Genomic DNA, 20783 nt, shown 5'->3' with positions numbered 1-20783 from the left:
TTAGGGATCTCTCTTGTAGGGTAGAAAAAGGGTGTGTGAAAAAAAAGATAGTCAGATTTAGTTCTGACACAATCTATACAAATAATAACTTAAAGTCTGAAGGAGACGTAAATTATGAAAAAGTTAGCTTTAGCTCTCGTAGCAAGCACAGTTGCAATCAGTGCAGCAAGTGCAAATATTAACACAGGTTTCTATCTTGGTGCAGCCGTTGGTTACGGCGCAACAACAGCAAAAGGTGCTATCCAAGGCGCATCCGGTACTTTCGCTCATGGTGATACAGCAGCAAATGTTGGTATTCATGCTGGTTACGGTTGGGTTCAAAATTGCACATACTTTGGTGGTGAAATTGCTTACACTTTTGAAAATACAAAGATAAACAATACACCTTTTGGTTTGCAACAAACATTCAAGCGTAATGGTTACTTCGGTGCAGCACTTCGCGCTGGTTACTTGTTTACACCAACAACAATGGCATACATTCGCCTTGGTGGTAACTGGGGCAAGTGGAAATTGGATGATAAAGCACCTGGTTTTGCTGCAGGAGCCGGTTCAAAGAATCGCTTCTCTTTCACACCAGGTTTTGGTATTGAAACAGCCGTTCAAAAGAACGTTTTCTTGCGCGCTGAATACACATATGAATTCGGTCCAAGTGTAACTGCAAACAACAATGGCGCTGCTGCTTTGGCACGCTCTGTTACTTTCAGCCGCGTTCGTAGCCAATCCGCGAAAGTTGGTTTGTCCTACAAGTTCTAAGAATTTAATTCTTAAGACTGTAAAACAAGAAAACCCTGCACTTTATCGTGCAGGGTTTTTTTCATACTTGGTATGATCTTGTGTTGTATTCAACTCAAATATAAATTTAACGCCCGCCCTCTCATATTTTCTATTTATTTTTCGTTAAGAAGCTGTAAACTATTCTTAGATTAATAGTAAAATTTGTCTAAAATTTTTTTTGCCAGTTTAAAATGAGGAGGAACTTCCGTGAAAAAGCTAATTTCATCGCTTATCATTAGTACAGTTGTTTTAATCGCTAGTGCAAGTGCGACCCAACTGCAAACAACCAAGGGGGGGCCTTATGTTGGGGTAACTGTTGGTTGTGGTACGACAAAAGCAAGAGTAACTGCTCAACCATCTCCATTTATAAATGGGTTGAGCAATACCAGTACTGGTCTAAGTAACACAGCAGCTAATTTTGGCTTGCTAACCGGTTATGGTTGGATTGAAAATCAGTTATATTGGGGTGGAGAAGTGGGTTATTCTATTGATAACACACATATTAATAATACGTTTACTACAATGAATATTACTCAAAGTCTCAGAAGAAGTGGTTATTTTCATGCATCTTTTCTTATGGGATATTTGTATACGCCAATGACTATGGTTTACGCTCGCCTCGGCATGATTAAAAGTAATTGGAAAGCCGTTGATAACCAATATACATATGGTCCAATGCTGAATGGTTCAACGAATAGAGCATCTTTAGCCCCCGGGTTAGGTTTTGAGTTAAATTTTAAGGAGGGTTTTTCCGCACGCCTTGAATATATACAAAATTTCATTCCCAGCGTGTCAGCAACAAATCCAAATGACCCCACACAGGTGGTGAAATTTGATCGCATCATTAATCAGTCACTAATGTTCGGTTTGACTCGTAAATTGTAAAAAATAATTATTAGATTAATGAGGCAAATTATTCACTGCCAGGATAGTTTTTCTAATATTCAGGGATAGGGCAAAGGTTACAATAATTATAGAAATTAATTTTAGCGTTCCTGGTAAAAATACTTATTTTTATAAAGAAAAAGTACAATTGGTTGGGAAATAGATTAAAATTTATTATAATTTTTTTATTTTTAGGGAGATTTATCGTGAAAAACATTATCGCGTCTTTTGTTACAAGTGTTGTGATTTTATCTGTCTGTGAAGCCAACACACCGGCAATTAATCCGTCTTATAATCCAACTGCCAAAACTTCCGCAATTCCCTATTCAACAGCCAGTTTTAAAGGGGCGTATGTCGGTTTGTCCCTAGGTGCCAATATGACAAATGCTGATTTACTATATCCTAACCCGGCACCTGGAGGGGAGATAATGGCAGGGGAAGTTACCTCTAATTTTGGTCTTCAGGCAGGGTATGGTTGGGTAAGTCATCAAGTATATTGGGGTGGAGAAGTAGGTCATACTTTTGAAAACATAAAACTCAATAATGACCAATTTAGTGTTTCAGGGGGGGCTCAAACTCTCACTCGAAATGGAACGACTACCATAGGCGTGCGTATTGGTTCTTTTCCTGTGCCAGGAACATTGATATATGGGGGTGTGAATGCCATTTATGGCAAGTGGAAAGCATTAGATAACGGTTTTAGTCAAAATGGCGTGACTCTCACAGGGACTTCGAAAAGTATTTCTTGGGCTCCTTTATTGGGTGTTGAAATTGGGGTCGGAAGTAACGTTCGTGTGCGTGCGCAATATGCCTACGAATTTGGACCTGATATAAAGGCTACATCCGCAAGCAGTAATTTCGTGACAGAATATAATAACATTCGAAATCAAACTTTCACCTTAGGTCTAAACTTTAAGTTTCCCCCTTTGCCAAGTTAAATATAAGGAAATCGTTACCTAACAAAATGTCGACAGTTTTGAAAAAATCTGTCGACAAAAAACTTGTGAAAGTTGAAGCGAATGAGAAGGATTTGAATTCATTTTTATCAAGAAGATATTAAATTTGTATAAAAACGGCTTTTCTGGTTCTTAATCCTTATGTGCTATTGTGTCGCAATCAACACACTTATTAACTTTCACTTAAATCTCCGTCTCAATTCATATTCATTCTTAGCCCAAAATTTGTAAACTAAGTAAGAAAAGTAAAATTTAATTAAAATTTTGTATAAGCAATTTTTTCAGTTTAGGGAGATTTTATCATGAAAAAACTAACGTTAGCACTTGTTGCAAGCACATTAATTCTTACCAATGCAAATGCTCATATTTCAACGGGTTTCTACCTGGGTGCGCATGCGGGTTATGACACGACAACGGCGACAAATACATCACAACAGTTTGGTGTAACCAACAGTGGAGATATTCAAGTTGGAAGTTCCAATGGGATTATCGGCATTCATGGAGGCTATGGTTGGGTACAAAGTTGTTTATATGTTGGCGGCGATTTCGGATATACTTTTGGCCGTACAAAACTGCGGGATAGCATGGCAAATCCAGGAACTCCTGGTGAAGCCACCTTAAAGCGTGATGGTTATTTTAGAGCGGCCTTTCGCGCAGGTTATCTATTTACGCCCAATACCCTTCTATATATTACTTTGGGTACGAACTTAAGTAAGTGGAATTATAATGATACTCTCAACAATGGTTTTAACCAAACAATTCCCGGTACAGCCTCAAAGAATAAATTTACATTTGCACCAGGTGTTGGCTTAGAAACGGTTATTCATAGAAATGTTTACTTACGCTTTGACTATTTTTATGAATTTGGCACAAGTTTAAGAGCCGTTAATTCAAGAAATGGTAATGCATACAGTCAATTAAGCACAATTCGAAGTCAATCGCTTAGAATGGGAATTTCCTATAAGTTTTAATGTCTTCAGTCTTAAAATTATGAAAAAAGCCTTGCACGTAATTGCAGGGCTTTTTTATTGAAAATATCACGATAGGATTAATAGATTGCAAAATTCTGTTGATTGCATCACAATCCACGCATCATTAAGCAAGGATAAAAAATGGTGAAATTTCTTCGCTCAGTCTTATTTGATGCGGCATTTTATATAACTTCATTTATCATTATGTTCATATTTTTACCCCTGATGATTTTACCGCAAAGGGCAATTTTTTGGGCTGGTCGCATTTGGGCAGGCGTTACTATGAGTTTACTTCGGATGATTGTTGGATTATCCTATCGTGTTGAGGGAATTGAAAATTTGCCGCTGGGAGGCTGCATCGTCGCGTGTAAGCATGAATCAGCTTGGGAAACTCTCATTTTTCATATTTTGTTGAATCGACCTGGATATGCATTGAAGCGTGAATTGATGTGGATTCCTCTCATCAACCTCTATTTTTGGCGAATGGGAATGGTTGTCATTGATCGAGGAGCAGGCGCAAAAGCTTTGAAAAGTCTTATATATGGTGCCCGGCGTGTTATAGATCAAGGTCGGCCTCTTGTGATATATCCGGAAGGAACACGCAGTGCTCCTGGAGTGCCTGGAAATTACCAAGCTGGTGTTGGTGTTTTATACAAAGATCTTAACGTTCCGGTTGTGCCGGTTGCCCTTAATTCAGGTTCTTTCTGGGGACGGCGTAGTCCTATCAAGCTTCCCGGCCAAATTGTAATTCAATTTCTTCCTCCAATTCATCCTGGCCTTCCCCGTGCTGAATTTATGGAAACATTAGAAAATTGTATCGAGAAAAATAGTCGTAAACTCTATGCCTTGGCGAATGCAACAGGAGGTAAAAATGGCTGATAACAAACAGAATATTCCCAGCCGATGGGGCAGTCGAGCCATTCAATTTGCATTAAGCATCCTTATTTTAGCAATGGCTGTCGATTATGGTAAACATCTTGTTTTAAAAAGCATTTTGCAAAACCAAATTATTTTATCAGAAGGGACAGTTGCCGTTGACTCTATGGCTGTTTCTCCCTGGCCTTTGTTGGATAATAAGCTTGTGCTAAAAAATATTCGTGTCACCTTTTCAGGAGAAGTTATCGACGTTGAAACGATAACCGTTCGTCAAAGTTGGACGGATTGGAAACTAGCCCACATCCAGGCTAGAGACGTGAGATCGTCGGATGTTGTAGTCGTTGAAAATGCGCAAGGAATTTTGGATACCGCGCACATAAAGTCACAAGTAAAAATTTCCGACGTCATGTTGAAAGATATTAAGGTTAAGCTTCCCCTTCTTTCCTTCTCGGGCCCTATAGCTTTGTTTGACTTTATCTATGATATGACGACCCATCACCTAACTTTGAAAACAGACGTGCCGCAAATGGTTTTCCCAAGTGGAGCAACATTTGGTCTTAAAGGTGAAGGGGCGATTGAGACAAAAGACCCTATTCACGGCAATATGGATGTTAAAATTAAAAATATTGATAAAATGATGAAAGAACTTGTTGATGTTGGTGTGATTAATGCCTCTCAAGCCGGACTTGTGGTGTCGGGAAGCAAGTTCTTAAGTAATATTGGTCTTCATGATATTACTTTACCGCTCATTATTAAGGATAATATAGTTTCATTGGGTCCTATTGCCTTATTTACGATCAAAAAGCACTCAAAAATCAGCTAAAATCCTCAGAAGAGATTGTCTTAAACACCCACCAAAGACGTTGAGCGGGCCTGCTTTCGAACGCGCATAGGGGTGCCGGCATAAACTTGTTTCATCGCTTCTACGCAGACGATGCCTGAGAATTTCTGCAAAACTTGGTTGCCAATTTTATCTAAGAAAGGCGCGCTCGCCATCATCAAACGTGATTGACTGGGGGCCATATATAAAGCTCGTTTTGTTGATACAGGGGTAAATAGGTTGCTTTTTAAGAGGGTGGTGAGTTGCGTCATGGTATAAGGCTGGCCGTGACCAAAGGGCGTGCTATCAAGGTGGGCCCACATACTTCGACGGTTGGGAACAATAATCAACAACCGGCCTTGCCCATTTAAGACTCGCCAGGCCTCGCGCAAGAGTTGGCGGGGTTGTCCTGTATGTTCAAGCGTATGGATCATTAAGATGCGGTCAATGGATTGATCCGGTAAGGGAAGCGAGCCTTCTTCAATTAAAGCAATACGTGAGGGGCCGGCTTCAGGCCATAACACCACGCCTCTTTGAGCAGGCATTAAGGCAACGATATGTTCGGCAGGTGTGAGGTAAAAGTCCAGATACGGCAACGCATAACCCAGACCCAAAACATGCTGCCCCGAAAGATCTGGCCACATGTCAAGAATACAGGCCTGAATTTGGTGACCTGCAGCTTGCCCCAAGGGTGTTGAGTAAAACTCACAAAAATTAGCAACATCATAGGCCATAAGGTATTCTAGCAAAGTTAGATCTGTTGACACAAGCCTAGGTTATTAAGGCTTATAAGGACCAATAAAAGATTAGGTGGTGAAGAATGAAGAGGTGCGGTTATCAAGTCTGTTGCATCTTTTCCACGGTTGCAGTTGTGCTGTATCCCGGTTTCAAATCAATGAGATGAACTTTGCCTCCATTCAAGTGAACGACGTCAGCACCTACAACAGTATCAACGGTATAGTCAGCTCCTTTAAACAGCACATCTGGCAAAAGAGAGGTAATAAGATTCAAAGGAGTTTCTTCTTCAAATAGGATAACTGCATCAACATATTCAAGAGCAGCCAAAACATGGGCACGAACATTTTCTTCTTGAATAGGTCGATTTTTGCCTTTTAAACGTTGAATCGAGGTATCGCAATTCAGCCCCACAATCAGGCGGTCGCATCCCTTTTTACATTCTTTTAAGGAATGAAGGTGCCCCAAATGAAGAAGATCAAAACACCCATTGGTGAATCCGAGGGTTAAACCATGACGTCGCCAGATTTGCGTGTGATTTTTTGCTTCCTCTAGAGTCATTATTTTGGAAGGGGTGAGCGGTTCAGCCTTAAGAACTGCACTCGCTAGTTCTTCCTGACCGACAACGGCCGTCCCAACTTTCCCTACAACAATGCCAGCGGCTATGTTGGCAAGTCTTGTCGCATCCTCAAATGAATGTCCGACACTGACGGCAGCCGAGAGGGTTGCTATAACGGTGTCACCTGCTCCCGATACATCATAAATTTCTCGGGCTTGTGCAGGAATATGTATGGGATCTGGTGTTGACTTCGACGTAGAGGGCGACAATAAAACCATTCCCTTTGCTCCCCGGGTGACGAGAACACCGTCGACGAGATAAAGGTCTCGTATTTGCGCCATTGCATCTACTATATCTTGATCCGATTGCAAGGGGGTAAGGGAGACTTCGCGCAACTCCTTTTCATTGGGAGTTAAGAGTGTAGCGCCTTTATACCTTGAAAAGTCTTGGCCTTTTGGGTCGACAATGGTGGGAATACCTGCAGCTTTTGCAGCAAGAATAACAAATTGACAGAGTTCAGCCGGTAGGGCCCCTTTTCCATAATCAGATAAAATAACGACTTGAGTCGAAGGAAGATGCTCCAGAACCATATCTTTTAAATTTTTGAGGATGCCTTCTGAAGGCATAGCAACAATTTCGTCATCGACTCTTAACAATTGCTGAGAATGAGAAATGAAGCGAGATTTTACGGACGTGCGGCCTTCAGTTGTAAGATATGCCTTCACATGAGGAAGGTCGCTTAGGAGATCTTTGGTCTTTTGTCCTGCATCATCTTTACCAATATTACCAATAAATATAGTGTTACAACCGAGAGAAGATAAATTTCTCACCACATTGCCGGCGCCCCCCAAAGCGAGAAAATCTCGATTGATTTTTAAGACAGGAACTGGGGCTTCGGGGGATATTCGATGAACGTTTCCATAGACGAATCGATCCAATAGGAGATCGCCTAAGCACAATATGTGTTTATCTTGGAGGGATATGTCAAATAATTTCATATTTTATGCAAGGTACTTTTGGGGTTCATCTTGCTTCTAATTATACGATCAGCCAAGTTATTTCAATGTATAATGTCAATTTTAAGCCTTTTTACTAATTCAACCCTTATAAAACCGAAAGGTAAATTCTGGCTAATAACTAACGTCAATCTTATCTATATTAGACCAGCCAGGATGCTGTGTCATGCTTTGGAAAGGGATTCGACCTCCCGGCATTAACTGTTCGCCCTTGTTGGTATGTCGCCATTTGTGAGATTTTGGCGCCATATCCTGCCCATTATTTTTCCCTGTAATTGTAATCGTTAATGGTGGCACGGGTACGGATTGAGTGGAAACATTTACAAGTTCCCCGGTAACAATTAAGTGGGGTAGGTTATTATGATGTGTCGCATCATAATTAATTCCTTGTATCATGAGTCCAGGTCCGGGGGCACCTGGATTGCCCCCTATTCGAGGATTGATAGCTCTCTTAAAGGTGGGAGCCTGATCGAATAGAGTTCCTCGTTCACGGTAGGTTACATAAACAACGATAAGGAGCGCAAAGACGATGATAAGCCAATCTAAATAGTAGTTTTGCAAAAAGGCCTTTAGCCCCCTAGGTTTCTCTTCAGCCTCAATCGTTTTTTCTAATTTAGTTAAGCCTGGATTTATATTATGAGGTATTCGATCTATTTCGCGGATCCCTTGTTTACTGGGATCAAGTGTCATAATATCTGAGGGTTCTTGCCACCACATAGTCCCACAATCACCACATCGAACTTGTCGCCCCTTGTCAGGCATCGAATGATTCTCGATTAAGTATTTTTTATCGCAAGAAGGACAAGTGATAATCATGATTTCATATCCATAAAATAAATCATTCCTGTCATAATCATAAAGGAAGTTTATGAAAGAGAGCAACGAGATTAGATAAAATTTTAAAATATTTTTAAAAAATTAGCGAAAAGAGAGCAAAACTGTACAATTGTAACTATATTTTTTTTAAGCAAAGTCTAGACCGGCTAGTAAGCGTTGTGTTAATAGTAATTCTGTATAGTTTTTTTGAAAATTAAGGAGATAGTTATAGCACGTTTACCAAATGAACCGACAAGCTCTAAAGATGGACCGCGCGTCAATGGAGAAATTACCTCCCCAAAAGTCCGCCTGGTTGATGAAAATGGAGAGATGATAGGGGTTGTTACTCGCTTTGAAGGCATGCAAATGGCACAAAAAGCAGGATTAGATTTAGTTGAAGTCTCACCGAATGCTGAGCCACCAGTATGTAAAATTCTGGATTACGGCAAGTATAAGTATGAGCAGCAGAAAAAACGTGCTGAAGCTAAGAAAAAGCAAAAAATCGTTGATATCAAAGAAATTCAGATGCGTCCAGGTATTGATGAAAATGACTTTCAAGTTAAGTGTCGTGCCATACATCGATTTATTGAGGACGGTGACAAGGTTAAAATCACCATGCGGTTTCGGGGACGAGAAATTTCTCACCATGAAATTGGGATGGAAGTTTTGAAGCGATTGTGTGAAATGTTTGAGGAAACTGCAAAAATTGAGCAGTTCCCGCGTTTAGAAGGCAAACAAATGATAATGGTGCTTGCACCAAAGTAAAATCACGATACACACACGCAGTGTTGGGAAAATTTTCCATTCATCATGAATAATTGCGTTATTCTTCCCTTATTAACTAGAGGCGAGGAAAAACGATCTATATTTTCATGTGACGTATCCTTTTCAGTACGATTTAGATCCCCCTTACCCTGTTTTCTTAAAAACCTACAATCGTACGATGAAAAATTTTTTTATCATATTAATAAATTTTATGTATTTATAAATACTATTTCTAAAGGTGTAAATACATGGCTTATTAAATTTTTTAAATTCCTCGCAATAACGGAGAGTATGGCAATCCAATTAAGTATATCTATAGTTTCCTAAAAGATCTCGCCACCCAATTCTTCAAATTGCTTAGATTTAAAATTATACGCATCAATGATACCCGTAGATAAATTGAGAAACCAACCGTGAATGAATAAGGTGTTGTCTTTTACTCCTTCTGAGATCCATGGGAAAGTCATGAGGTTGTTTAAAGAATTGATGATGGCGTAATGTCCGCAAAGATGAGCCTTTTCTTCAAGAGTTGCTTGTGCGTGATGGGTATATGTGTAGTCACAAGCGGACTGAGCAAGTTCCATCCATTTTGTTACAAAGCTGTAAGGCAGATGCTCTTTCCCCGCTTGATTTATTAAGGTTTGGATGCCACCACATTGACTATGACCAAAAATGACAACATGGTGAATTTTTAATCCTCGAACTGCAAATTCTAAGGCTGCACTGGTGCCGTGATACGCATTGTCGGCTTCGTAAGGGGGGACAAGATTGGCAACATTACGGACAACAAATAAGTCACCCGGTTTGCAGTTCATGACAATGGCAGGGTCCACGCGCGAGTCAGAGCAAGCAATCATTAAGACTTTTGGGCTTTGGCCGTGACGGACGAGTTCTTCAAAAACATCACAAGAACCACTAAAATATTGTTGTCGAAATTCTTTGTAGCCATCGATTAAAGATTCTATATTTTTGGGCATGTTTAGTGGGCCTCATCCCAGTTATTGCCAATACCGACCCCAACAACAAGGGGGACTTTTAAAGTTAAGACGTTCTCCATGAGCTTTGTCAACATCGGTATTGTTGTAGAAAGTTCTGCCTCGGGAACTTCAAAAACCAATTCATCGTGGACCTGAAGAAGCATTTGTGTTTGCGAATTGATTTTTTGTAGGAGGGGGGGTATGTGAATCATGGCACGTTTAATGATGTCGGCGTTGCTACCCTGCAAAGGGGCATTAATCGCTTGGCGCTCTGCAAATTGTCGTGCCACAGGATTGTTGTCCCGAATTCCAAGCGTATAGCATTTTCGCCCCCAAAGGGTTTGGACATAACCGTGCTTACGGGCAAATTCTTTGCTGCGTTCCATATATTGTTGAATGCCGGGATAGGTCTCAAAATAAGCTTTTATATAAGCTGCAGCTTCTCCTTGGGCGATTCCCAGTTGGTGAGCAAGGCCAAAGGCACTAATCCCATAAATAATACCAAAGTTAATGGCTTTAGCTTTACGTCTTAAAGCTCCGTCAATTTTGTCAGGGGGGATATTAAACATGGTTGAAGCTGTTACGGTATGTATATCAATACCCTTTCGAAAAGCCTCAACAAGGGAGGGAACTTCTGCCATGTGAGCGAGAAGACGCAATTCAATTTGAGAGTAATCCAGAGAAACCAGCTTATAACCGGAATCCGCGACAAACGCTTGTCTTATTTTTCGTCCATTTTCTGTACGAATCGGGATGTTTTGTAGATTCGGGTCAGACGAAGAAAGACGTCCCGTAGATGTCGTTGCCAAAGCATAAGATGTATGAACACGACTGGTTTTCCCTGAAGCCGCAGCAATGAGAGCATCCACATAAGTTGACTTCAATTTTGCAAGTCCGCGCCATTCGAGAACACGAGCTGGCAATTCATGGCCTTGTGCAGCAAGAGTTTCCAGCACATCAACATCTGTAACATAGGCTCCGGTTTTGGTTTTTTTAGGAGGCTTTATTTTTTGAGATTCTTGAGCATTTTGAGTGGTTGAGAGATTCAGTTCATCAAATAGGATTTCTCCGAGTTGTTTGGGAGACCCAATATTAAAACTTCGTCCAGCAAGTTGATATATTGTTGTTTCTAGATGAAGCATCTGGGTGGCAAATTCTTGACCGAGACGATCTAAAAGCAGGCGATCAACTCGAATTCCTCTTACTTCCATTGCAGCAATCACGGGAATGAGGGGGCGTTCAAGGCGCTCAAAAACAGTGACCATTTTTTCAGCAATTATGCGGGGGTGCAGAACAGTATAGAGTTGTAAGGTTATATCTGCATCCTCAGCTGCATAGGCTGTTGCTTGATCCAGAGCGACGTAATCGAAAGTTTTCATGGCTTTCCCAGTGCCGCAAACATCTGCAAATTTAATGGTTTTATATCCTAAATGAAGTTCGGCTAGCTCATCCATTCCATGGCCATGTCGGCCGGCATCTAAAATGTAGGACATGAGCATTGTATCCGTTAAGGGAGATATCGCAACGTCGTATTTTGCTAAAACCACAAGATCATACTTAAGGTTGTGGCCAACTTTGAGAACGCTAGGATGCGTGAGAAGGGGTTGAAGTGTGGCGAGCACAAGTTCAAGAGCAAGTTGGGGTATTTCTGTTCTGTGACCCACGGGAATGTAACAAGCCTGATCTTTACCAACACTTAATGACAGGCCAACGAGTTGAGCTTCAACTGCATTTAGCGATGTCGTTTCCGTATCGATGGCAATCACAGGGGATGATAGGGCTTTATTAACCCACGCATTGAGAGATTCGAGAGTGGTAACCGTTTCATAGGTTGCTTGAAGTTGAGGAGAGGGACTGACAGAAAATCCTGGTAGTTCCTGAGATCCAATAGGAGCTGTGTTGGTGGCTGTATTTTGTCGCTCAATTCGTGCGATCAGACTATTAAAACCTTGCGTACGCAAAAATGTATTGAGCACTAATTGTTCCAAGGGGCGAACACTCAAACCCTCCAAAGGGAGGGGAAGAGGGGAATCATGGCGTAAGGAGACCAATTGATGGGAAATACGTGCTTTTTCGGCATTTTCGATAAGAGCTTCTCTTCGCTTAGGTTGTTTGATTTCATGCGCGCAAGCCAAAAGGTTTTCTAAATCTCCATAGGCATTAATTAACTCCGCGGCTGTTTTGATGCCAATGCCAGGAATGCCCGGAACGTTATCACTAGAATCTCCAGCAAGAGCTTGAACTTCCACAACTTTTGAGGGAGGCACACCAAACTTTTCAAAAACTTCCTCTTCGCCAATGGTTCTATTTTTAATAGGGTCCAACATGGAAATGCCAGGACTAACCAACTGCATTAAATCTTTATCAGAGGAAATGATGCACACCTCATAGCCTTCTTTACGGGCATGGTGAGCATAAGTTGCAATCAGATCATCGGCCTCAAAACCTTCGGCTTCAATGGTGGGAACATTAAAGGCGGTACAAGCATCTCTTATGAGTTGGAATTGGGGAATGAGATCTTCAGGAGCATCTGGACGATGGGCTTTATATTCAGGATAGATATCTTGACGAAACGTTTTACGGCCCGCATCAAAAACAACGACTAAGGCTTCCGTTTTGTTTTCCAAAATTGTTTTGAACAACATGGAACAAAATCCATACACCGCCCCTACAGGAACACCGTCTGGTCGGCGTAAAGGGGGCAAAGCATGAAAAGCTCGGAAGATAAAGCCAGATCCATCAATCAAAGTTAACTTAGGCATGGGTTGACCATTTCAAGATTATGCGTGCTTTAAGGGGTACCATATGGCGTCAAAAAACTCTACAAGGATTGTTGAACAGTTGCACCTATTAACTTGGTTCTTGAAGAAATTGTTGGACTTGCGCATAAGTTAGAGGAGACGAAATGATTATTTCATTTCCAATAAATTGAAGGAATTAGAATGAACTCTCCTGTAAATACTTGGATTTTGGCAGATCATGGTAAAATTGGTACCTATAGCCAGTGTCTGGGTGTGGCCCAAGCGCTTGGATTAACCCCAATATTTAAATCAATGAAGCCTCGCTTTCCTTGGCGTGTTTTGCCTCCCCAACTTTGGGTGGGAGCTTTGAAATCTCAAACTCTTGGTCATGACCCGCTTGAGAGTCCTTGGCCTGATGTCCTGATAGCTTCTGGACGCGTTTCTGCAGCTCCCGCATGCGCTATTAAAAAGCTTAAGCCGTCGTGTTTTACAATTATGCTCCAAAATCCCTATATCAATGTCCGCCATTATGATTGTGTTGTAGCGCCCCAGCATGACAATTTAACCGGGTCGAATGTGCTTCCTATATTAGGGGCTTTGCATCGATTAAATGAAAGTGAGATTCGAATCGCAGCCCAGAAGTATCCCTATCCTTCAGGCGTACCTCTGACGACATTATTGTTAGGTGGCGATAATCGGCATTGTCGGTATCAAGAATCTGATATGAAAGCTTTGGCAGAAGCGTTAAAGAAAATAGGTGGACATTGCTTTATTACGCCTTCGCGACGGACCTCTGCGGACTTGCTAAGGATGTTGAGGGAATTTTTAAAAGGTTTTTCCTATGAAATTTGGGATGGCACGGGGGAAAATCCCTATCAAGCTTATCTCGGGTTGGCGGACCAAATCATTGTTACCCAAGATTCTGTTTCAATGATTTCTGAAGCTTGTTTTACGGGAAAGTCAGTCTATATTTGGGAAATTGGACGGTACTCTGCAAAACATAGAGAATTTCACCGAACCCTCTATGAGAAAGGGTATGCAAAGCCATTTCAGTGGCCTTTTCCCCAGTGGACTCCCAAAAAGCTTGATGAAATGAGTCGAGTCGTAAAATTTATAAAGGAAAAAATGGGGCAACCCTAAGGAATTTTAGCAAGTGTAGGGATCAATAATCATGACAACTTCCACACCCCTCGCAGCCTCTTTGCAAAAAGGAATTGAAACGATTCGGCAAGTTGTTATGACATTGCCGAACGGACCGGGCGTTTATCGCATGATTAATGCCCGAGACGAAGTTGTCTATGTAGGGAAAGCGAAGGATCTTAAAAAGCGTGTGGTATCATATACGTTTGCTCCAAAACTGCCCCATCGTCTTCAACGTATGGTTTCTGAGACTGTGGCTCTTGAAATTGTCACAACCTATACAGAGATAGAAGCTTTATTATTGGAAAGTAACTTAATTAAGAAGTTGCAGCCTCACTACAATATTTTATTGAAGGATGATAAATCCTTTCCCTACATTCTCATTACAAAGGATCATTCCTATCCCCGCTTAGAAAAGCACCGCGGTCCTCACCATACTAAAGGAAAATATTTTGGACCCTTTGCATCAGTACTGGCTGTTGAGGAAACGATGATACTTCTGCAAAAGGTTTTTCTAATACGCAATTGTAGTGATAGTTTTTTTGAAAAAAGAACACGTCCCTGTCTTCAGTTTCACATCAAGCGCTGCAGTGCTCCTTGCGTAAATAACATTTCTCAAGAGGATTATGCACTTCTCGTTAAGGAAGCATCGGCTTTTTTAAACGGGAAAACAACCACCATCCAAGATTATTTGGCCAAACGCATGAATGAGGCCAGTCAATTACTTGCTTATGAAGAGGCAGCTCAATATCGTGATCGATTGCGTCTTTTAACGCGCATTCAGGCCCATCAACGAATCAATATAGCCAAAATTCGTGATGCGGATGTAATTGCTGCGGTAGGAGAAGGAGGCCAAACGTGTATGCAAATTTTCTTCTTTCGCCAGGGACGTAATTTGGGAACCACTTCCTTTTTCTTGGCTCACATAGCAGATTCTTCCCTTGAAGATCAAATGGCTGCTTTTTTAACTCAATTTTACCAAGATCGAGCTCCCGCTCCAACAATATTATTGAGTCACAAGCCCACAGAACTATCCCTTATTCGTGATGCGCTACAGGAGCAGTTTGGAAGTCGCTCTTCTTGGGAGGTTCCGAAATCGGGTGCTAAGTTGGAACTTGTGGAGCATGCCTTGAGCAATGCAAAAGGGGCTTTAAGTCGAAAATTTGCTCAAATGGCAACGTTTGAAGCACTTATGGATCAAATGGCAATTACCTTCTTAATGCCCAAAAGACCAGAGCGCATTGAGATTTATGATAACAGTCATTTGCAAGGAACGCATCCCTATGGGGTGATGGTTGTGGCAACATCTCAAGGATTTGAAAAGAAATCCTACCGGAAATTTGCGATTCGATCTCCCGCGCCAGCACAAGGGGGCGATGATTATGAAATGATGCGTGAGGTCTTGTACCGACGTTTTGCTCGGGCAGATGAAAAGAACTGGGTACTTCCTGATTTGATCCTGATTGATGGGGGACAAGGTCAACTTAATGTTGCTTTAAAAGTTATTCAAGAATTGGATGTGGACGGTATTACAGTTGTGGGGATTGCCAAAGGACCGGAAAGAAATGCTGGAAAAGAGAGATTTTTTCAAAAAGGGCGCGACAATTTTACCCTTTCAGAAAATGATCCGTTGATGCATTTCTTACAACGACTACGAGATGAGGCGCATCGGTTCGCCATTGGAACCCATCGTGCCAAAAGAGCGAAAAGTCTCATTCAGTCAAAACTTGATGAAATTCCGGGTATTGGTCCTGCACGGAAAAAAGCTCTCCTGAACCATTTTGGATCGGTACGTGGAGTTGCAGTAGCCACTATTCAAGATTTACAACTTGTTGAAGGGATAAATAAATTTGTTGCAAAAAAAATCTATGCGTACTTTCATGATAAGTAATATTATAATTGATTGAGAATGCAAATGACTCAAAACAACCTTAAAAAAGAGAGACTTGTGACTGAATTTTCAAAAGACGATGGGGACCCTAATTCACTCCCCAGTATTCCGAATCTTTTGACGTTGAGTCGTATGGCCTTAATTCCTATTATTATGGCGGCTTTTTATACAGACAATCATATAGGGCGGTGGGTCGCAACTCTTGCGTTTATTAGCGCGTGCTTTACAGATTTTTTAGATGGATACGTTGCGCGTCTTTGGTCGCAAACAAGCCGTTTGGGTCAGTTTTTAGATCCTATTGCGGATAAGCTACTGGTGGCATCAACTTTGTTAATGCTTGTGGGATTTGGGCGAATTCGCCCTGTGTCTTTTCTGCCGGCAATTATTATTTTATGTCGGGAGATTCTGGTCTCGGGTCTGAGAGAATTTTTAAGTGATTTGCAAGTCCAAATGCCCGTTACAACGTTGACAAAATGGAAAACTGCTGCCCAAATGGCGGCAATTTCCCTGCTCTTAATTGGAGATATATCTCCTTTTGGGAATGCGGTAAACCTTATTGGTGAAGGCCTTTTGTGGATAGCTGCTGTTTTAACACTGATAACAGGATATGCTTATTTGAAGTCCAGTCTAAGACATCTATAACATAGACATCTTATTTTATTCAGAAGATACTTCCTTGGAAATATATTAACGGTTTCCCAATTGCCCCATTATCTTTTTGGATATCTTCCACGTAGTTTAAGAATATAGTGTGATCTCCGCCCTCATAGGTTGCTTCACGGCGACAATGAAGAATTCCCAATGAACCAGCAAGTAAAGGGCAGCCAACTTTACTGAACTCGTAAACCAAATCTTTCCAAGGATCAACGGATGGACGAGAAAAAGCATGACACAAATGCTCTTGTTGAGAGGATAAAATATGGATGGCGTAATGGGTACTTTCAAAAATAGCTGGAAAAACAACGCGTTTTTTGCCCAAACAAAAAAGGATAAGGGGGGGAGTTAAGGAAACAGAAGTCAACGTATTAATGGTTACCCCCACAGGTTTCCCGTGGTGTTGTGTGGTGACGATGGCTACCCCCGTTGTGAAACGTCCCATAATTTTGCGAAAGTCATTTTCTGGAATACTCATTGTCGATCTTCTTCAATATCTATCTCTTAAAAGACTTTAGCATTCTTGAAGAATCTTGTGCCAAAATTAATCTTAACTTTTACATGATTTGTCATTTAAAAATTGTTTTGGATAAAGGAAATAGTTAGGGAAGCTCAACTTGATAGAAAAGCTTACCCTAAAATTTGTAAAGTGATTTAAAGCAACAAAATCCATTGAATCTATTGCTTCAAGCTCAAATCTTTATGCAGCTGCTTTTTTCTTAAGCTTGTCTTGTAGTTCGTTCATCATCAAAGGATTTGCACCTGGTCTTTTGGGTTTTGCGGCTGCTGTTGTTGCAGGCTTCTCTGCTAGAGGCTTTGCTGTTCCATCTTTTGCCATATCTTCGGCTATATCTCTTACGCTTCCCTTTAGAACAATGTTCCCAACTTTGCGTTGTTCATTTAGCTTTTTCTCTAGGACTGAGCTTGTGCATGAAGTTGACGCTGCTGCTTTGCCTGGCAATGGGGGAGGAGGTGGTGGGGGTGCCATTGTACTTACTGCAAATGTTGGCAATACGCCTAAAGCTACTGTAGAAGTTAGTGCTAGAAATGATGATGTAAGTAATTTATTTTTCATAAGAATCTCCCGTAATCTTTGTTTATATATCTGACAGTACAAGCTTAAGGAGATGATGATTAAAATTTAATTAAAAATCATTGGCTAGGGGAATTTTTTTCAAAAGAGTCGGCTAAAACCATATACATCGCTGGAACAACGAATAAGGTGAAAAGGGTACCAATGGAAATGCCGGAAGCAATCACTAAGCCAATATTATAGCGACTCATGGCCCCTGCGCCCGTTGCTGTGATAAGAGGGATAACGCCTAAAACCATGGCAGCTGTTGTCATAAGAATGGGTCTTAACCGAATATTGGCAGACATTTCGATAGCTTCTCTTTTTGTCTTTCCTTCCCGTTGAAGATCATTGGCAAATTGGACAATTAAAATACCATGCTTACTGATTAGGCCAATTAAAGTGACGAGTCCAACTTCTGTATAGATATTTAAACTAGCACCTCCGACACCCAGACTGATAAAAATCATGGCTCCACAGATCGACATGGGTACACTGATTAAGACGATGATGGGATCACGAAAGCTTTCAAATAAAGCAGCAAGAGAAAGAAAAATGATAATAAGCGCAAAGAAAAATGTGAGCAAAAGTGCTGAGTTCTCTTGCTCATATTGTCGCGACTCTCCCCCATAATCTACGCTATAGCCCGCGGGCAGGTTTTCTTTGGCAATTTTTTTCATAGCATCAAGGGCCTGTCCTAGGGTTATCCAAGGAAAAACCACTCCTGATATTGTGGCTGCATTCAATTGTTGAAAATGATTAATCGATTCCGGCACAACTTTTGTCTTGAGACTGGCCACTGTTGATAAGGGCACAAGTCCTCCTTTTGCGGTTCGAATATAATAGTTCAAGATCTGCTCAGAATTTAAACGCTCCCCCTGTTTGACTTGAGGAATAACTTGATAAGATCTTCCATCTAAATAGAAATAATTTACATAGCCCTCGCTGAGGGCAACTTGAAGCTCACCGCCGATGGATTGCATGTCTATTCCCAGAAGAGAAGATTTATCACGATCAATAGAAATTGTAGTTTGAGCTTTATCAATTTTTAGATCTGAGTCTAGGAAGGCAAACATACCTGTTTGCATGGCTTGGTCTTTGAGGTTTTGCGCAACTATATCGAGTTGATCGTAAGGTTGGGTTGTTTCAACAACGAATTGAAGGGGAAGACCCCGCCCAGCACCCGGCAGGGGTGAGCGTTGAAAAGCGGCAACAATACCGCCGGTAATCTCGTTTAATTGCTCTTGCAATAGAGGCTGAATTTGATCTGCAGTTCGGGACCGTTGGTCCCAAGGTTTCAATACCATTCCTGAAAAGCCCAAATTCAAAGCGCCTCTTCCATCGAATTGAAAAATATGATCTGTTTCGGGGAATTTTTTAAAAATATTATAATTTTCATTGGTATATAATCCAGTTTGTTTGAGAGTCGCATTGGGAGAGGTCGTGAGCATGGAAATAATAATCCCTTGATCTTCTCGAGGGGCTAATTCACTTTTTGAAGTGATATATAAAAAGTAAATACTGGTAAATACGGCACAGGCAAAAACACCGACAACAGGCAAGTAATTTAAGACTTCCTGTAAGGATTTTTTGTAGAGATTTTGTAATTTGTCAAATTGTGTATTAATAACAGTGATGAGTAGATTCTGACCAGAATGCTTCAGAAGCTTAGAGCACATCATGGGCGAAAGCGTTAAAGCGATCATCGCAGAAATGGCAACGGCTCCAGCGAGCGTGAAGGCAAATTCAGTAAAAAGCGCTCCTGTGAGTCCACCCATAAATCCAATAGGAAGATAAACGGCAATAAGAACCACAGAAATGGCGATAATGGGATTGGCAAGTTCTCTTGCCCCTAAGAAAGAGGCTTCAAGGCGTGACTTGCCTTCTTCCATATGACGATGAACATTTTCAACAATAATAATAGCATCATCAACCACAAGACCAATACCCAGTACGAAAGCCAGAAGAGTCAAAATATTTACAGAAAAGCCGCATAACAACATGAGAAAAAATGTGCCGATCAAGGAGAGCGGAATGGTTACAACAGGGATTAAGACAGACCGTATATTGCCTAGAAACAGAAGAACGACGAGTGTAACAATAACCATGGCTTCAAAAAGAGATTTTTCGACTTCATGAATAGAGCTGTTGACGAACAAGGTTGAATCATAAACAATTTGTCCCTTCAAGCCTTCTGGCAGCTGTTCTTGAATGGTGGGAAAAATTTTGCGAATGTCGTTAACAACGGTTAGAATATTTGCATTTGGGGCGACTTGTATGCCAACGTAAACAGCATCTCGACCATCAAAACGGACATTTGAATCGTATTGTTGTGCCCCCAAGGAAACTTTTGCAACATCACTTAAACGAACGATTGTATCGTTTTGAGATTTTACAACGAGGGCGCGGAATTCCTCGACTGAACTGAGTCCAGTTTCGACACTCAAATTCATGGTTACCATTTGTCCATCCGTACGTCCTGCAGCTGCAATAAAATTATTGGCAGCTAATGCCGTGGAAATATCTTTTGGTGTTATGCCAAAAGCAGCCATTTTTACGGGATCTAACCAGGCACGTAAAGCAAACTGTCTGTCGCCTAAAATTTCAGCATATTGTACATCCTTAACGGCTTGTAGTTTGGGTTGTACAATACGGTTTATGTAATCTGTAATCTTATTGCGAGATAAAATATCGCTATAAAATCCGATATACATTGCATCTAACACATCTCCAATCGCGACCGTAATGGTGGGTTGAAGCGCAGATTTGGGCAGTTGGTTGAGAACGGCATTTATTTTGGCATTAATCTCTGTTAGAGCTTTTTGAGGATCGTAATTAAGACGTAAATTAACTTGAATCGTGCTTAATCCTTGCGTGCTCGATGAGGTCATGTAATCGATACCATTGGCTTGTGCAATCGAAAATTCAAGAGGTGTTGTGATAAATCCAGCAATCAATTCTGGATTCGCACCCGTGTAGGCCGTTGTCACCGTTACAACGGCATTTTGTGTGAATGGGAATTGTCGAACCGGTAAAAGCCCCAACGAACGTGCTCCCAAAACAAGGATGAGAAGGCTTACGACCGTTGCGAGAACAGGGCGTCGGATAAAGATATCTGTAAAACTCATTTTCGAC

General features: G+C 41.2%; 18 protein-coding genes. 10 read left to right on the top strand and 8 right to left on the bottom strand.

What is annotated here, in order from left to right; genetic code table 11:
• Positions 1–114: 114 nt before the first annotated feature.
• The 6 genes from FJX03_02345 (at position 115) to FJX03_02320 (ending at position 5285) form a co-directional block, all read left to right on the top strand.
• Complete coding sequence (locus FJX03_02345; protein MBM3632536.1) at positions 115–753, top strand: porin family protein; 639 nt, start codon at positions 115–117, stop codon at positions 751–753.
• Positions 754–981: 228 nt separating this feature from the next.
• Positions 982–1659, top strand: a complete 678-nt coding sequence (locus FJX03_02340; GenBank protein ID MBM3632535.1) for a porin family protein — start codon at positions 982–984, stop codon at positions 1657–1659.
• 98 nt (positions 1660–1757) lie between these two features.
• On the top strand, positions 1758–2597 hold the full coding sequence (locus tag FJX03_02335) for a porin family protein (GenBank protein ID MBM3632534.1): 840 nt from the start codon (positions 1758–1760) through the stop codon (positions 2595–2597).
• A gap of 320 nt (positions 2598–2917) precedes the next feature.
• Positions 2918–3586 (top strand): hypothetical protein, encoded by a 669-nt coding sequence (locus tag FJX03_02330; GenBank protein MBM3632533.1) that lies wholly within the window; start codon positions 2918–2920, stop codon positions 3584–3586.
• Between the two features lie 144 nt (positions 3587–3730).
• Positions 3731–4465, top strand: a complete 735-nt coding sequence (locus FJX03_02325; GenBank protein ID MBM3632532.1) for a 1-acyl-sn-glycerol-3-phosphate acyltransferase — start codon at positions 3731–3733, stop codon at positions 4463–4465.
• Complete coding sequence (locus FJX03_02320) at positions 4458–5285, top strand: hypothetical protein (GenBank protein MBM3632531.1); 828 nt, start codon at positions 4458–4460, stop codon at positions 5283–5285. The genes FJX03_02325 and FJX03_02320 overlap by 8 nt, the downstream gene beginning before the upstream one ends.
• A 20-nt stretch (positions 5286–5305) precedes the next feature.
• On the opposite strand, the gene FJX03_02315 is transcribed toward FJX03_02320, so the two are convergent.
• From FJX03_02315 to FJX03_02305, 3 genes are all read right to left on the bottom strand, one after another.
• Complete coding sequence (locus tag FJX03_02315; protein ID MBM3632530.1) at positions 5306–6049, bottom strand: class I SAM-dependent methyltransferase; 744 nt, start codon at positions 6047–6049, stop codon at positions 5306–5308.
• A 70-nt stretch (positions 6050–6119) separates the two neighbouring features.
• Positions 6120–7574, bottom strand: a complete 1455-nt coding sequence (gene rfaE1 / locus FJX03_02310; protein MBM3632529.1) for a D-glycero-beta-D-manno-heptose-7-phosphate kinase — start codon at positions 7572–7574, stop codon at positions 6120–6122.
• A gap of 132 nt (positions 7575–7706) precedes the next feature.
• Positions 7707–8408, bottom strand: a complete 702-nt coding sequence (locus FJX03_02305) for a hypothetical protein (protein ID MBM3632528.1) — start codon at positions 8406–8408, stop codon at positions 7707–7709.
• 228 nt (positions 8409–8636) lie between these two features.
• On the opposite strand from FJX03_02305, the gene FJX03_02300 reads away from it, so the two are divergent.
• Positions 8637–9173, top strand: a complete 537-nt coding sequence (locus FJX03_02300; protein ID MBM3632527.1) for a translation initiation factor IF-3 — start codon at positions 8637–8639, stop codon at positions 9171–9173.
• 323 nt (positions 9174–9496) lie between these two features.
• On the opposite strand, the gene FJX03_02295 is transcribed toward FJX03_02300, so the two are convergent.
• Together FJX03_02295 and polA are read right to left on the bottom strand one after the other, a co-directional pair.
• The gene (locus FJX03_02295; protein ID MBM3632526.1) at positions 9497–10150 is read right to left on the bottom strand and encodes a carbonic anhydrase; all 654 of its coding nucleotides are present in this window, start codon (positions 10148–10150) and stop codon (positions 9497–9499) included.
• Between the two features lie 2 nt (positions 10151–10152).
• Positions 10153–12912 carry a DNA polymerase I gene (gene polA, locus FJX03_02290; protein ID MBM3632525.1) on the bottom strand — a complete coding sequence of 920 codons (2760 nt, stop codon included), beginning with the start codon at positions 12910–12912 and terminating at the stop codon, positions 10153–10155.
• A gap of 180 nt (positions 12913–13092) precedes the next feature.
• On the opposite strand from polA, the gene FJX03_02285 reads away from it, so the two are divergent.
• From FJX03_02285 to pgsA, 3 genes are read left to right on the top strand one after another with little or no spacing between them, the layout of a single operon-like run.
• Positions 13093–14031: a hypothetical protein gene (locus FJX03_02285; GenBank protein ID MBM3632524.1), complete on the top strand. Its 939-nt coding sequence runs from the start codon at positions 13093–13095 to the stop codon at positions 14029–14031.
• Between the two features lie 31 nt (positions 14032–14062).
• Positions 14063–15922, top strand: a complete 1860-nt coding sequence (uvrC, locus tag FJX03_02280) for an excinuclease ABC subunit UvrC (GenBank protein ID MBM3632523.1) — start codon at positions 14063–14065, stop codon at positions 15920–15922.
• 24 nt (positions 15923–15946) lie between these two features.
• Entirely contained in the window at positions 15947–16564 is a 618-nt protein-coding gene (pgsA, locus tag FJX03_02275) for a CDP-diacylglycerol--glycerol-3-phosphate 3-phosphatidyltransferase (protein ID MBM3632522.1), read from the top strand.
• 19 nt (positions 16565–16583) lie between these two features.
• Here pgsA and FJX03_02270 read toward each other — a convergent pair whose 3' ends face one another.
• The 3 genes from FJX03_02270 to FJX03_02260 all read right to left on the bottom strand — a co-directional run bounded on the left by FJX03_02270 (position 16584) and on the right by FJX03_02260 (position 20776).
• Positions 16584–17054 carry a flavin reductase family protein gene (locus FJX03_02270; GenBank protein MBM3632521.1) on the bottom strand — a complete coding sequence of 157 codons (471 nt, stop codon included), beginning with the start codon at positions 17052–17054 and terminating at the stop codon, positions 16584–16586.
• 222 nt (positions 17055–17276) lie between these two features.
• Positions 17277–17651, bottom strand: coding sequence for a hypothetical protein (locus tag FJX03_02265; protein ID MBM3632520.1), 375 nt, complete (start codon positions 17649–17651; stop codon positions 17277–17279).
• A gap of 77 nt (positions 17652–17728) precedes the next feature.
• Positions 17729–20776, bottom strand: a complete 3048-nt coding sequence (locus tag FJX03_02260) for a multidrug efflux protein (protein MBM3632519.1) — start codon at positions 20774–20776, stop codon at positions 17729–17731.
• Positions 20777–20783 lie beyond the last annotated feature (7 nt).

It is taken from the genome of Alphaproteobacteria bacterium, assembly GCA_016870095.1.
Classification (GTDB): domain Bacteria; phylum Pseudomonadota; class Alphaproteobacteria; order Paracaedibacterales; family VGCI01; genus VGCI01.
Note: the sequence above shows the minus strand (reverse complement) of the source record. Positions and strands in the feature narration are given on the sequence as shown.

Coding starts and splice junctions, on each gene's coding strand:
- FJX03_02345 (MBM3632536.1), top strand. CDS start 115: ATGAAAAAGTTAGCTTTAGCTCTCGTAGCAAGCACAGTTGCAATCAGT.
- FJX03_02330 (MBM3632533.1), top strand. CDS start 2,918: ATGAAAAAACTAACGTTAGCACTTGTTGCAAGCACATTAATTCTTACC.
- FJX03_02320 (MBM3632531.1), top strand. CDS start 4,458: ATGGCTGATAACAAACAGAATATTCCCAGCCGATGGGGCAGTCGAGCC.
- rfaE1 (MBM3632529.1), bottom strand. CDS start 7,574: ATGAAATTATTTGACATATCCCTCCAAGATAAACACATATTGTGCTTA.
- FJX03_02305 (MBM3632528.1), bottom strand. CDS start 8,408: ATGATTATCACTTGTCCTTCTTGCGATAAAAAATACTTAATCGAGAAT.
- FJX03_02295 (MBM3632526.1), bottom strand. CDS start 10,150: ATGCCCAAAAATATAGAATCTTTAATCGATGGCTACAAAGAATTTCGA.
- polA (MBM3632525.1), bottom strand. CDS start 12,912: ATGCCTAAGTTAACTTTGATTGATGGATCTGGCTTTATCTTCCGAGCT.
- FJX03_02285 (MBM3632524.1), top strand. CDS start 13,093: ATGAACTCTCCTGTAAATACTTGGATTTTGGCAGATCATGGTAAAATT.
- uvrC (MBM3632523.1), top strand. CDS start 14,063: ATGACAACTTCCACACCCCTCGCAGCCTCTTTGCAAAAAGGAATTGAA.
- pgsA (MBM3632522.1), top strand. CDS start 15,947: ATGACTCAAAACAACCTTAAAAAAGAGAGACTTGTGACTGAATTTTCA.
- FJX03_02270 (MBM3632521.1), bottom strand. CDS start 17,054: ATGAGTATTCCAGAAAATGACTTTCGCAAAATTATGGGACGTTTCACA.
- FJX03_02265 (MBM3632520.1), bottom strand. CDS start 17,651: ATGAAAAATAAATTACTTACATCATCATTTCTAGCACTAACTTCTACA.
- FJX03_02260 (MBM3632519.1), bottom strand. CDS start 20,776: ATGAGTTTTACAGATATCTTTATCCGACGCCCTGTTCTCGCAACGGTC.